Below are 12,553 nucleotides of genomic sequence, written 5' to 3' on the forward strand. Positions count from 1 at the left end.
CCGAGCATAGAAGTTTCTGACCGGCAGGCTTGCTCAGCGGATCATTTCGGTGAAGGTTTTGCGAGGGCGACCTCGGCTGGCAGGACGGCCCCGCGACGTATCGTTCGTGCGCCCTTGTCGTTCGACGAAAGCTTCCAAAGCGTTCACGGCAATAAGTGAGACCTTGCCTATCTTGATCAGATCGATTTCGCCGGTGGAAATCAGCTCGTACAGCTTGGTCTTTCCAATCCCCAGCATCGCGGCGGCAGTTGGAATTCTCACCGACACCGCCTTGAACGGTGGTGGCGGAATGGTGCAGGCTGAGCCCGTCCGGAGAACCTCCTTCGCGGGCCCCACACTGGCGGTCCCCCGCCGGTGCTCGATTGTGGGGTGCAGCGGGTTATCCGTGGGTCGCGAGGTGTCCGGCTTGACGTCGCTCGTCCGCAAGTTCGTCCTCCATTTCCAAAGTGCAAATCCGCGCTGTGGGCGGGTTGCGGACTTGTATCCACGGATGGTTAGGGCGTGCGAGGGGTCTCGCTACGGCGTCGCAGGGCGGCGTGCAAAAACAAGGCATGGCGTATCTTATTGGCCATGGTTCATCGCTTATCTGGGCTACGTAGGCCGTCTCGTCCCTCCACGAATGGTAATCCAGGGCCGAATGATCGCGATTCGACAGGCCCCGGCAACGAGGCTATCGGCGGCGCGGTATTTTACATCAGGAGCCTGCATTGGCCGCCGACACCGAAAATCTGATCGCTTTGACCGCAGACATCGTCGCGGCGCATGTCAGCCACAACTCCGTCGCACCGGAAGCGCTGAGTTCGCTCATTGAAAATGTGTTCTTGGCCCTGCAGGCAGCGGGAGCCCCTGCTGCGGACGATCAACCAGCAAAGCCGGTGGGTGCCGTCTCCGCCAGGGCGTCGGTCAAAGCCGATCGCCTGATCAGCATGATCGACGGCAAGCCCTATAAAATGCTAAAACGTCATCTCTCGCTGAATGGCTACACGCCGCAAAGCTACCGGGAGACGTTTGGCCTCCCGCGGGATTATCCCATGGTGGCGGCTGAGTATGCCCAAAAGCGGCGTGACCTCGCTCACAAGATCGGGCTTGGCCGCAAGCCGAAGGAAGAGTTGAAGAAGCCTGCTCGCAAGCCCCGCTTGAAGAAGGCGGCGGCCGTCGCAAGAATGGATATCGTAGCTGACACCTGACGCGAGCTTTTGCCGAGGTCTGAGTGACGCGCCTCAGTTGGCTCTGCAGCGGCTCTTAATGTCTTCTGGCTAGCTGAAGCATTTGGTTCGCCGCGGTCAAGCAGTTAGGTGAAAGGGCCGCGACTGAGTATCCTGCCGACAGGGAGGAGGCGGCTAAAAACTTATGCCTTCTCCATGATGTCTTCCGCTGTTTTTTTGCGCCTGTGCAGGGCGGCGGCGAGGCCCGGCTTTGGGACTTTACAGTCATTCCGGCTTATATCCTCTAGCTTCAGCTTCCGTGGGGAGCCGCCTTCACCTGCGTTGCGCCTCGTTCTGATAGACCTTCAAAACGTCAATGTGGTCCTGCTGCGGGCGGCGCGGTCGATCGTCGGGGTATCAGCGTGGGTGCGACGCGCCGCATCCTTAGCTGGGGCTCAACTGGTGGCCTGTCCAGCAACTCCAGTGCAGCCGCGGCGATTTGATCGAAGGGTACGCGCAATGTCGTGAGGGGGGTTGGAAGGTGGCTGACGATAGGGATATCGTTGTAGCCGACCAGCGAAAGGTCTTCAGGAACGGTCAGACCCAAATTGGTCAAAGCCGAAAGCGCGCCGATGGCCGTGTTATCGTTGACTGCAAAGATGGCCGTTGGCCTGTCGCGAAGCTGCATCAAGGCTTGCGCGGCCTCGGCGCCCGCATCGATGCTGAAGCTCGAAGGAATGATGAGGCTGTCGTTTACCACCAAGCCTGCCTCGACAAGCGCATCACGATAGCCGGCGGTTCGTTCGCGACTGCTCGACGCGAACGACGGGCCTGCGATGATCCCGATCCGGCGATGGCCGAGATCGAGCAGATGCCGCGTCGCCAAGTATCCACCCAACCTATCATCGCCGATCGCGGAAAGGCTCTGCCCGTCGGTGCGAAGCGCCAAAACGAAGGGCACCCCTCGCTCTTTCAGCAGGTCGGGCAGATTGTCCCCGTCGCGCGCCGTCGCCAGGATCAAGCCGTCAACGCCCCGCTGAAGGAGTGATTCTGCTGCGATCAGGTCAGCATCGACGTTGTCATCCGTAGTCGCTACAAGCGCGATGCGCCCGGTCCGGGCACAGGCCTTTGCGATGGCCTCGTAGAGCATCGCCATGACGGTGTCGGTCAACCGGGGCACTATCACGCCGAGCGCCATTGTTTTGCCCCTGCGCAAGCTCGCTGCAGAAATATCGCGCACATAACCCAATTGCGCAGCGACCTCTCGCACCCGGCGCGCGGTTGAGTTGTCGGACTGCGGCAGACGCTCGTCGAGGATTCGAGACACGGTAGACTTGGAGACTCCGGCCGCAGCTGCGACGCTGTGGAGGGTGGCACGCGTCTGCTTCCCAACCTTCCCAGGCATAATACTCAAGACCCCGATTTCCTGCGTTCGCTTGCCGTCTCGTGCAGCGCCTTTGCTCAATGCAGTAAAAACCCTCTTGACTCAACCGCCCTCTCGAATCGATAACGGGAACGTTCCCAGGACCGTTCCAAGAAACGATGGAGAGTTTATAGTGAGCCTTTACGACCCCGCTCCCGGCGTCCGCCCAGCCCCCACCACCGTCATGGACCTTCGCGGTCTCAACCCGGCACCTGTCACCGTCTTCGCCGATGACGGCTCGGTTGATTGGGACGCGAATGCCGAACTGGCCAAGTGGCTGGCTGCGAAGGAAGGCGTGAAGAGTCTCGTCATCCTCGGCCATGCCGGCGAGGGCACCTTCCTGACCCAGGACGAACAGGTGCAGCTCATCGAAACCTACGTAGCGGCCCTCGACGGCAAGATTCCGGTCATCGCCGGCATCACCGGTGAAGGCACGGAAGTCGCCTCCAAGGAAGCCAAGCGCGCCGCCGATGCGGGCGCAATCGGCGCTCTGGTGTATCCGTCGCATGGCTGGCTGCGCTTCGGTTACCAGGACGGCGCCCCGCAGGACCGGTACAAGGCGATCTACGAAGCGTCGGGCCTACAGTGCATCCTGTTCCAGTACCCGGACGTCACCAAGGCGACCTACAACCTCAAGACCCAGCTCGAGATCGCGGCTCAGCCCGGCGTCGTCGCCACCAAGAACGGCGTGCGCAACATGAAGCGCTGGGACACTGAGATCCCTGTGCTGCGCAAGGAATTCCCGGAGTTGCAGATCCTGACCTGCCACGACGAATACCTGCTCCACACCATGTTCGACGTGGATGGCGCCCTGGTTGGTTACGGCAACATCGCGCCCGAACTTCTGTTCCAGCTGATCCAGGCTGGCAAGGCCAAGGACTACTCGAAGGCCCGAGCGCTCCACGACCAACTGCTGCCGGTAACCAAGAGCGTCTACCATCGGGGTTCGCACATGGAAGGCACCGTTGCGCTCAAGATCGCACTGCGCGCGCGCGGCGTCCTCAAGAACGCCACCGTGCGCTCTCCGTTGATCGACCTTACGCCGGAAGCCGAGCGTGAGATCGAGGCGGCGATGAAGGAAGCGGGGATCATCTAAGCTCTCCCGGTCGATTCAAGATTTCCAACGGCTGGGTCGGGTCATGTCGTCGTCATAGGCGCTTGATCCGATCCGACTGGCTCTCGGCTGCACGACCCGTGCGGTCCGGAGGGAAGTCGCCCTCCTTTGACCAGACAGACGCGCGGGCTTTCAAAGCAGCCCCAAAGCGCGCAGATGGGAGAGACTGACATGAAAGCTTCTATTGCGTCACGCACGAGCGCAAAGCGCCCCGATATGTCGACGACCACAGCTAGCGCGGTTGGAGCGTCGCTGATCGCAAGGCTCGAACGCCTGCCCGTTACCCGCCCCGTGCTCTGGGCGCGCGGCTGCGTTGGCATGGCGACCTTCTTCGATGGTTACACGACCATTGCACTTGCCTACGCGCTGCCGATCCTCGCGAGGGAGTGGGGCCTTACGCCCGCCACCACTGCGGCAATCATCTCGTCCGGTTATCTGGGCCAGCTGGTCGGAGCAATCTTCTTCGGCTGGCTCGCCGAACGTATAGGGCGCCTGCCAGTCCTGGCCATCTGCATCGGCATTTTCGCAGTGATGAGCGCGGGCTGCATCTTCGCCTGGAGCGCGCAATCGCTGATCCTGTTCCGCTTCCTCCAAGGGATCGGCACCGGCGGCGAAGTTCCGGTCGCAAGCGCCTATGTCAACGAACTATCCGGCGCGAAGAAACGCGGGCGGTTCTTCCTTCTCTACGAGCTGCTGTTCCTGGTGGGCCTCACTGCGGCCGGCGCGATCGGCTATACACTGGTTCCCAAGCTAGGTTGGCAGTCGATGTTCATTGTCGGCATGGTGCCCGTCGCACTCGTCATCCCTTTGCGCTTCTTCCTGTCCGAAAGCCCCCGCTGGCTTATCGCCCGCGGCCGCTTTGCCGAAGCTGACCAAGTCGTCGAACGGCTCGAGGACAGTGCGCGCCAACACAATCAGCCGTTGCCCGACCCGGCGCCGATCAGCGCGGTGCTGGTCGAGGCCAAGCCAGCCGGCTCGATCCGCGAGATGTTCAGCCCGCTGTATGGCCCGCGCACCTTGCTCCTGTGGGCCATGTGGTTCGGCGCTTACATGATCAACAACGGTCTGCTGACCTGGCTGCCGACGCTTTATCGCACGGTCTTCGACTTGCCGATCAATCAGGCCATCGGATACGGGTTCGCAATGACGGGCGTGGCCTTAGTCGCATCCTTCATCTGCGCCCTGACCATTGACAAGGTCGGCCGTCGGCGCTGGTATACCGGGGCGTTGCTGTTCGCCGCCGTTCCTCTGACTGCCCTGTATCTGTTAGGCGCATCGAACCCGATCATGGTCTTCGCCCTGGCGACACCCGCCTTCGCCGCACTCCAGACCGTCACTTATTCGCTCTACCTCTACTCAGGTGAACTCTATCCAACCCGCCTGCGCTCGCTGGGCGCCGGCCTGGGTTCGGCCTGGCTGCGGGCCGGTTCGATCGCGGGACCCTGGGTGATCGGACTGATCATGAGTGGCGGTTCGGTCGCACCGGTTTTCCTGACTTTCGCAGTGGTTGCGGCGCTGACTGGCCTGGTCGTGCTGAAATGGGCGCCCGAAACCAGCGGCAAGGCGCTCGAAGAACTGTCCCCGTGAGATGACGGCATCCGGTCGGACATTCCGATCGGATGCCGCTGCACCCGACACGCGACCGCTGCCGTCTGGTGTCTCCCGGGCAGCACCTCCACGAATAGGTATCGGGAAACGGCGAGAAACGACGCCGATCTCTCGGAGAGGATCTGAAATGACACGCATGCACCTCGCATGGCCCGTGGCCGCTGCCGTGTTGCTATTGACCGAGCAGGCGACCGCGCAGCCCACTGTCCCGGCCCCGGTTGCCCCTTCCACGACCGAACCGAGCAACGGCGAAAGCCCCCCGCCGCCGACGCCGCAGGACCGTTCCGCTGTGCCGGCGGTCAGGCGCGCGCGAACCGGATCGAACTCTGCCAATTATCCCAAGCCGCAGGTACAGTCGATATTCGCCTCGTCCTCGCCCGCCAAGGGACCTTTGAGCAAGATCGGTCAGTCGCTTGCGGACAAAGGCGTGTACTTTCGCTTCCTCGCCGTCGATGAATTCGCCGGTAGCGTCAGCGGCGGCCAGGGCACGGGGGTTGGAAACTCCTACGCGCTGCCGTTCGGTGCCGACCTCGATCTCGATCGGATGGTCGGCATCCCCGGGGCCTTCGTCCATGTCTCTATGAACACGTCGCGCGGGTCGTCGCTCTCGGCTGACCATGCCGGCAACGCGATCAGCTTCCAGACCCGCTACAAGACCTACCACAACTTGCGCCTCGCCGCTCTGGCGATCGAGCAGAACCTGTTCGACGGGCACGTGAATATCTCCGGCGGTCGCGTCTCGCCGCTGACCTATTTCAACCAGTCAGCGATCTACTGTACGTTTCAGAGCAATTCGGTATGTTTCAATCCGGCCGTCGTGCCGATTCAGGACCGGGCGCTGGGCTTCTTCCCGTACGGTACTTGGGGCGGCCGTATCAAGGTGTCCCCCTCGAAGACCTTCTACGTCCAGGCCGGCGTGTTCGAGGCCAACACCACCCTCAATGCCACCAACGGGTTCGACTGGTCGACACGCGGTTCGACTGGACACCAGACCGCTGTCGAGATCGGTTTCCAGTCGCCGCCCAAAGCCGCTAACCCGTGGCATCTGCGCATCGGCGGATATCACAATACCTCCGACGTCGGCGACCCGTACCTGAATACGGAGCGCCAACCTCGAATTGCGGCGGCTGGCGCCGCGTTGATGCACGATGGCCAGGCCGGCGGCTACGTCATGGGCGATGTCGTGGGCTGGCACTTGGGGGGCGATGCCAAGCGGCCGGTAACGGTGTTCGGCGGCGTGATCGCATCGGCCAACGATTATCTGCCCTTCAAGGGCCAGGCGATTGCCGGGGTAATTGCGACCGGACCGTTCAAGGGACGACCCGACGATACCCTCGGCCTAGTGGGCAGCTATATCCGATTGGGATCGCGGCAGGTTGATTACCTCGAGGCGGCGCGCGCGCGCGCGGGCGGCACCGATCCAGTCCGTCTGGGCGAAGGCGTGTTCGAACTGAACTACGGCATCGCCGTGGCCAGAGGCGTGCGGATCAACCCCAACATTCAATACGTCGTCAATCCCGACAACCTGCCCAGACCGACTGCAGTCCATCAATCGAAGAACATCCTGGCCTTCGGCCTCCGCGTATCAGTCGACTTCGCGACTATCCTTGGACTTCCCGCATCAAAATGACGGCTACATTCGCGCGCTTTAGTGCAGAGCGAACGATTCCGTCGAGAGCAGACGTTAGTGCGGTTCCCGCGAGTATCCGATATTGGTCGGGTGCTATCGGCCCTGGTCATACTCCAACCGGATAATTACCGGCCGACCTGCACTATGATCTAACGCATCAGATCATCGGCGAACCTGCGCAGCAGATGTTGGAGCTGATCGAGTTCCGCGTCCGTCCATGATGCCAGGATGCGATTGGCCAAGCGCTCGCGCGCAGCGTTCAAGGCATCGATCATGGCTTGCCCCTTCCCGCTGACGCTGGCTTCGCGGATACGCTTGTCGCGCGCTGAGGCCTTCCGTTCGATCAGGCCAAGTTCGTCAAGCCGGGTCATCTGGCGGCTGACGGTGGTGTGGTCCCGACCCGTCCTGTCCGCCAGTTCGACCACGCCGATCGGCCCATAGCGACCGATCCGCGCCAGTAGCGGGAACAGCGCGCGGTCGAGCGGAATACCGGCCTCTTCGATCAGCCGGTCATCCCGGCGGGGGCGGTTGATCTCATCCACCACATCGATGAGCGCGGCGTGAAGTCCGCGCAGAATGTCGCGATTGTGTGCATTATTCACGCTTATCATTGCCTCATGGCATGGTTGAATATATGTGCATAATACACATTGATTCGCGGAGATGCCAATGTCTTTCGATACCGACATCCTGATCAGCGGTGCGGGCGCTGCAGGCCTCGCGCTCGCCATCGATCTTGCCCGGCGTGGCATCGCCTTCTCGCTGATCGAGCAGAGCGAGCAGCCTTTCGGCGGATCGCGCGGCAAGGGCATCCAGCCACGCACCATGGAAGTCTTCGAAGATCTTGGGCTTGTCGATCGTCTGGCGGCGGCAGGCGCCCCCTATCCTCCATTGCGCCAATACCGCAGCGACGGCACCACCGAGGAGTCCCTGTTGACCGGGGAGGAGGTCTCGCCCAGCCCTTCGGAACCCTATGCCGCGCCGCTGATGGTCGCCCAGTTCAGGACAGAGGCCGTCATGCGCGAAAGGCTGGCGGAGCTGGGGCACCGCCCGCATTTCGGACGGCGTCTGGCCGGATTCGAGCAGGATGAGAACGGTGTCACCGCCCACGTCGTGGATGCGCAAGGCGAACATCATATCCGTGCCCGTTTCCTGATCGGCACCGATGGCGGCCGCAGCTTTGTCCGTCATGCCCTCAACATCGGCTTTCCCGGCGAGACCCTGGGCGTTCGCGCGCTGGTCGCCGATGTCCGGCTGGACGGGCTCGACCGGCTGGCCTGGCACCGTTTCCAGCAAGGGTCCCCCGCGACGCAACTCATGGTGTGCCCGCTGGCGGGTACCGATCTGTTCCAGTTGCAGGGGCCAGTGGCGCTCGAAGGCGATGTCGATCTTTCCCCTGCCGCTCTCACCGGATTGATCGCCCAGCGAACCGGCCGGAGCGACATCATGGTGCAAGATGTGTCCTGGGCTTCGGTCTATTCGATGAATGCTCGGCTGGCGGACCGCTATCGCGTCGGACGTGTCTTCCTGGCGGGAGACGCGGCCCACACTCACCCGCCGACGGGAGGGCAAGGGCTCAACACCAGCGTCCAGGATGCCTATAATCTGGGCTGGAAGCTGGCAGCGGTCATCTCTGGCGCGCCGGACACACTTCTCGATACTTATGAGGAAGAGCGGCGCCCCATCGCGGCGGGGATGTTGGGGCTGGCGACGCGCCTGCTGGGCGAAGCCAAGGAGGGCACGATGCGTCGTGATCGCGAATCCCGCCAGCTCGATCTGGGCTACCGCACATCGTCGTTGTCACGCCCGTTCCGGTCCGGCGAAGCGCTGCTCCAGCCGGGCGACCGTGCGCCTGATGCGCCATGCCGGGGACGGGCAGGCCAGCACACCCGGCTGTTCAGCGTGTTTGCCGGACCATGCTGGACGCTGCTGGGGTTCGATGCCGCCAAACGTCCCGCGCCGCGCGCGGGTTTGCGGATCGCGCTCATCGGCGAGCAGGGCGACATCATCGATGACGGGGGGAATATCGCGCGGGCCTATGGGCTTGCCGCCAGCCAATGGTTGTTGGTTCGACCTGACGGCTATCTGGCCGCAATCGTTGATACGGATGAACTGGATCAGACGTTAAATGTGTACTTTGACAGGGCGGCCGGAGCAACCAGCCTTAGCTAGCCGGCATGAAGCCCAGGGAACTGCTCGCCCAGCTGCCGCCGATCCTCCTGATCGGAGCATCGCACTCCACCTAAACAGCTGAATGACTTGCTGCTTATTCACCCCATGCCCAACTATAGTGCTGCGTCCGGAATTGGTGCCGGCACGCTCGTCGCTTGATCCCCGAGTGGCAGCGTACCCCGATCGAAATTCATGCGATCTATCCGACATATCAGGGTCTCTCGGCCAAGGTTCGCGTGTATATTGATTCACTGCGGCGCATCCTTTGCCAAAAATGGTCGTTGGTTAGTGGGAGGAGCCGGGCCCGGCGGCGCCCCGCAGAGGGCGCCACCGGTGTACTCACCGCAGGATCAGCGAGGCCGGGTGCGATACGGCTCAAGGAAGGGCGTTAGTAGCGCCAGCAACGCGTCCGGTGTTTCTTCTGGCACAAAGTGCCCACAATCTGGGATCACAACGCAGTGAAGGTCTTCGGCTACACGCTGAAGCTGCTCCTCCACAGCACCAGCGCACGCTAATTCACCCGCGAACCCGAGCACGGGCATGGTCAGTTTGGTCTTCATCCGTTCGCGATTGGCAGGTATGTCGTCGTCGATCGCACGGTAATAGTCGAAGCTCGCGCGCAGCGTTCGACGATCGCGCTTGATAAGGTCGATGTAGAAGGCGCGGATGTCGGCCGGTATAGGATTAGGCACCACGATCTTAGTGAACTGGTAGTCGAAGAAAATCTCCTCGCGACCGACCACCAACTGCTCGTTGATCCCGCGGACGCGACAAAAATTGTTGTGCCACAGGAAGTCGCTCAACTGCCGATCGTCAGAGATCAGCGGCGGAGAAACGGCGACGCCGGGAATGATCGCTTCTCCGAGCGCGATCCGTTCGATCCGCTCTGGCTGATCCGACGCCATCGCATAACCGACCCACATGCCGCAGTCATGTCCGACCATCGCGAACCGTTCATGGCCCAGTGCTGTCATGAGCCCGAAGAGATCACGTCCCAGCGTCCCAGTGTCATAGCCGTTCTCGGGCTTGTCCGAGATGCCGAGCCCGCGCGGATCAGGTACGATGAGAGTGAAGCGTTTCGCCAGAGGCAACATCACGTCTCGCCAAATGTACCAGTTCTGCGGCCAACCGCCAAGGAGCAGCAATGGAGGGCCGTCTCCCCCGATCACCGCGTGAAGCGCTATTTCGCCAGTCGGAACCTGATAGCTTTCAAATACCTGTTCAAAGCCTGACGGAAGGCTGGGGGCGCCGTGAAGGGAGCCGAACCCGGTGACGGTCGGAAAGGGCAAGCGGTCCATGCGAATACGTTCCTAATCTTTAGTGATCGATACAAACTAACGTATTGCATTTTGGAGTCAAGCCGCGTTTAGTGATCGCTATGGATAAGCCACGACAGCGACGTTCCGCGGGCCCGCGCACCTTTAATCGAGATGAGGCGATCGAGACCGCGATGCGCCTGTTCTGGCAGCATGGGTATGAAGGTGTATCAGTTGCCGACTTAACGAGCGCGATCGGCATCGCTCCTCCCAGCCTTTACGCCGCGTTCGGGAGCAAGGCGGGCATCTACCGCGAAGCACTGGACCTCTACGCGGGCCGGCCCGGTGCATTGAACGGCATGGAAGGCGCCGAGACCCTAACGCAGGCGGTCTCAGGGTTACTCAATGCTGCGATCCAAGCCGTTACGACTGACGATCGCGGTTGCATGATCTCGACCGGCTTGGTCGAAGGCGCGATCGAGCACCGGGAACTCGCACGCGAACTGGGCAATCGGCGACGCGCTTTACGCGACCGCATTGCGGACGCCTTGTCCCGATGGCTCGATCGCCCAGAGGCAGAGCGGCTTGCCGCCTACCTTTCCGCGGTGCAGCAGGGGATGTCGGTGCAAGCGCGAGACGGAGCAACAGCGGAAGAGCTATCTCGCATCGCTGACGAGACCGTAGCCGGTGTCGTTGCCAGGAGGGCATAGGGCGCTGCGTTAGCGCGCAGCTATTGAAGCGGGCGTTACGGTGCTGGCACGACTTTGATTATTCCCCACGTTTCTAAAACGTTGTGGCAACGCATTGTGGAGGTCGTGTCCCGCGGGGTGGTGTAGGAAGGTTTCCCTGAGAGGGTGGCCACCGTCGATCTTCTGGTAGGGTTCGGATGCGAACTCGAACCTGGAGAAGAAGACGATGACCGAGGACAGAATGGCCCTTGTCGAGCTGATTGAGCAAGGGGCTGATAGCGATTTGGTGCGTGAGATGCTGGCTTTCGCCGCAGAGCGTATGATGGATCTCGAGATCGAGGCGAAGACGGGCGTGCCTTGCGGATCACGCAGCCCTGAGCGGCTGAACCACCGCAACGGCTACCGCGAGCGAGGTTGGGATACGCGAGCTGGCCGGATTGATCTGGCGATCCCGAAGCTGCGCAAAGGCAGTTACTTCCCAAGCTTCCTGGAGCCACGCCGCACTGCCGAGAAGGCCTTGGCGGCAGTGATCCAGGAAGCCTACGTCCACGGTGTTTCGACCCGTTCGGTCGACGATCTGGTTAAGGCGATGGGCGCCAGCGGTGTTTCAAAGAGCCAGGTCAGCCGTTTGGTTGCCGAGATCGACGAGCGGGTGAACGCTTTCCTCACGCGACCGATTGAAGGCGAGTGGCCCTATCTATGGATCGACGCCACCTACCTCAAAGTGCGCGAGGGCGGACGGATTGTCTCGACGGCGGCGATAATCGCGGTGGGCGTCAACACCGATGGCCGGCGCGAGGTTCTGGGCGTAGCCACCGGCCCGTCGGAAGCCGAACCCTTCTGGAAAGCCTTCCTGCGCTCGCTGGCGGATCGCGGCCTGCGAGGTGTGAAGCTGGTCATCTCCGACGATCACAAAGGGCTGCGCGCCGCGGCCAGCAAGGTATTTGCCGCAACCCAGCAGCGCTGCCGGGTGCACTGGATGCGCAACGCGTTTGCCCATGCCGCGCCGAAACAACGACCCGCTGTCATTGCCATGATCAAGACCATCTTCGCGCAGGAAACGGCCGAGGCAGCGCACCAGCAGTGGGACCAAGTTGCTGATGCCCTGCGCGAGAAGTTTCCAAAGCTGGCCGACATGATGGACGCATCACGCGAAGACGTGCTCGCCTACATGGCCTTCCCCAAGGATCATTGGGCGCAGATCGCCTCCACAAATCCACTGGAAAGGGTCAACAAGGAGATCAAGCGAAGGGCAGACGTGATCGGCATATTCCCGAATGACGCTGCCGTCGTTCGTCTCGTCGGAGCACTCATGCTGGAGCAAAACGATGAGTGGGCGGTATCGCGCCGCTACATGACACTGGAAACCCTCGGCTCGGTGAGCCATAACCCTATCGTCAGCTTGCCAGCACTGGCAGCCTGACCTGAACCTGATCCTGCCGTGGATCGACGGTTCCTACACCACCCCGCGGGACACGACCCGAGGCGTTGATCGGCCCGCCAGATAGGGGGTGGT

11 protein-coding genes are annotated in these 12,553 nt (G+C 61.9%); 7 read left to right on the forward strand and 4 right to left on the reverse strand.

The genetic code is table 11. The features are described 5' to 3' along the window. Positions 1–33: 33 nt before the first annotated feature. Positions 34–426 (reverse strand): helix-turn-helix domain-containing protein, encoded by a 393-nt coding sequence (locus TQ38_RS30825; RefSeq protein WP_043979958.1) that lies wholly within the window; start codon positions 424–426, stop codon positions 34–36. Between the two features lie 281 nt (positions 427–707). Here TQ38_RS30825 and TQ38_RS04820 point away from each other — a divergent pair, with 281 nt between their 5' ends. Continuing rightward, positions 708–1,187: a MucR family transcriptional regulator gene (locus tag TQ38_RS04820; RefSeq protein ID WP_043979959.1), complete on the forward strand. Its 480-nt coding sequence runs from the start codon at positions 708–710 to the stop codon at positions 1,185–1,187. A 331-nt stretch (positions 1,188–1,518) separates the two neighbouring features. On the opposite strand, the gene TQ38_RS04825 is transcribed toward TQ38_RS04820, so the two are convergent. After that, positions 1,519–2,550 carry a LacI family DNA-binding transcriptional regulator gene (locus TQ38_RS04825; protein WP_043979961.1) on the reverse strand — a complete coding sequence of 344 codons (1,032 nt, stop codon included), beginning with the start codon at positions 2,548–2,550 and terminating at the stop codon, positions 1,519–1,521. A gap of 151 nt (positions 2,551–2,701) precedes the next feature. Here TQ38_RS04825 and TQ38_RS04830 point away from each other — a divergent pair, with 151 nt between their 5' ends. The 3 genes from TQ38_RS04830 to TQ38_RS04840 all read left to right on the forward strand — a co-directional run bounded on the left by TQ38_RS04830 (position 2,702) and on the right by TQ38_RS04840 (position 6,920). After that, on the forward strand, positions 2,702–3,664 hold the full coding sequence (locus TQ38_RS04830) for a dihydrodipicolinate synthase family protein (RefSeq protein WP_205316072.1): 963 nt from the start codon (positions 2,702–2,704) through the stop codon (positions 3,662–3,664). Positions 3,665–3,898: 234 nt separating this feature from the next. Next, positions 3,899–5,269 (forward strand): MFS transporter, encoded by a 1,371-nt coding sequence (locus TQ38_RS04835; protein WP_043979963.1) that lies wholly within the window; start codon positions 3,899–3,901, stop codon positions 5,267–5,269. 148 nt (positions 5,270–5,417) lie between these two features. Next, positions 5,418–6,920: a carbohydrate porin gene (locus tag TQ38_RS04840; protein ID WP_162792210.1), complete on the forward strand. Its 1,503-nt coding sequence runs from the start codon at positions 5,418–5,420 to the stop codon at positions 6,918–6,920. A 149-nt stretch (positions 6,921–7,069) separates the two neighbouring features. Here TQ38_RS04840 and TQ38_RS04845 read toward each other — a convergent pair whose 3' ends face one another. Next, the gene (locus TQ38_RS04845; protein ID WP_043979967.1) at positions 7,070–7,531 is read right to left on the reverse strand and encodes a MarR family winged helix-turn-helix transcriptional regulator; all 462 of its coding nucleotides are present in this window, start codon (positions 7,529–7,531) and stop codon (positions 7,070–7,072) included. A gap of 58 nt (positions 7,532–7,589) precedes the next feature. Here TQ38_RS04845 and TQ38_RS04850 point away from each other — a divergent pair, with 58 nt between their 5' ends. Then, on the forward strand, positions 7,590–9,092 hold the full coding sequence (locus tag TQ38_RS04850; protein WP_113941884.1) for an FAD-dependent oxidoreductase: 1,503 nt from the start codon (positions 7,590–7,592) through the stop codon (positions 9,090–9,092). Between the two features lie 350 nt (positions 9,093–9,442). Here TQ38_RS04850 and TQ38_RS04855 read toward each other — a convergent pair whose 3' ends face one another. After that, positions 9,443–10,390: an alpha/beta fold hydrolase gene (locus tag TQ38_RS04855; protein ID WP_043979970.1), complete on the reverse strand. Its 948-nt coding sequence runs from the start codon at positions 10,388–10,390 to the stop codon at positions 9,443–9,445. A 152-nt stretch (positions 10,391–10,542) separates the two neighbouring features. Here TQ38_RS04855 and TQ38_RS04860 point away from each other — a divergent pair, with 152 nt between their 5' ends. Together TQ38_RS04860 and TQ38_RS04865 are read left to right on the forward strand one after the other, a co-directional pair. Next, entirely contained in the window at positions 10,543–11,058 is a 516-nt protein-coding gene (locus TQ38_RS04860; protein WP_113941885.1) for a TetR/AcrR family transcriptional regulator, read from the forward strand. 205 nt (positions 11,059–11,263) lie between these two features. Further along, positions 11,264–12,460: an IS256 family transposase gene (locus TQ38_RS04865; protein ID WP_043970547.1), complete on the forward strand. Its 1,197-nt coding sequence runs from the start codon at positions 11,264–11,266 to the stop codon at positions 12,458–12,460. Positions 12,461–12,553 lie beyond the last annotated feature (93 nt).

This window comes from Novosphingobium sp. P6W, assembly GCF_000876675.2.
In the GTDB taxonomy this organism is placed as follows: domain Bacteria; phylum Pseudomonadota; class Alphaproteobacteria; order Sphingomonadales; family Sphingomonadaceae; genus Novosphingobium.

Excerpts from the sequence above, each read along its gene's own strand:
- TQ38_RS04825 (WP_043979961.1), bottom strand. The coding sequence starts at position 2,550 with ATGCCTGGGAAGGTTGGGAAGCAGACGCGTGCCACCCTCCACAGCGTC.
- TQ38_RS04835 (WP_043979963.1), top strand. The coding sequence starts at position 3,899 with ATGTCGACGACCACAGCTAGCGCGGTTGGAGCGTCGCTGATCGCAAGG.
- TQ38_RS04840 (WP_162792210.1), top strand. The coding sequence starts at position 5,418 with ATGACACGCATGCACCTCGCATGGCCCGTGGCCGCTGCCGTGTTGCTA.
- TQ38_RS04845 (WP_043979967.1), bottom strand. The coding sequence starts at position 7,531 with ATGATAAGCGTGAATAATGCACACAATCGCGACATTCTGCGCGGACTT.
- TQ38_RS04850 (WP_113941884.1), top strand. The coding sequence starts at position 7,590 with ATGTCTTTCGATACCGACATCCTGATCAGCGGTGCGGGCGCTGCAGGC.
- TQ38_RS04855 (WP_043979970.1), bottom strand. The coding sequence starts at position 10,390 with ATGGACCGCTTGCCCTTTCCGACCGTCACCGGGTTCGGCTCCCTTCAC.
- TQ38_RS04860 (WP_113941885.1), top strand. The coding sequence starts at position 10,543 with ATGCGCCTGTTCTGGCAGCATGGGTATGAAGGTGTATCAGTTGCCGAC.
- TQ38_RS04865 (WP_043970547.1), top strand. The coding sequence starts at position 11,264 with ATGACCGAGGACAGAATGGCCCTTGTCGAGCTGATTGAGCAAGGGGCT.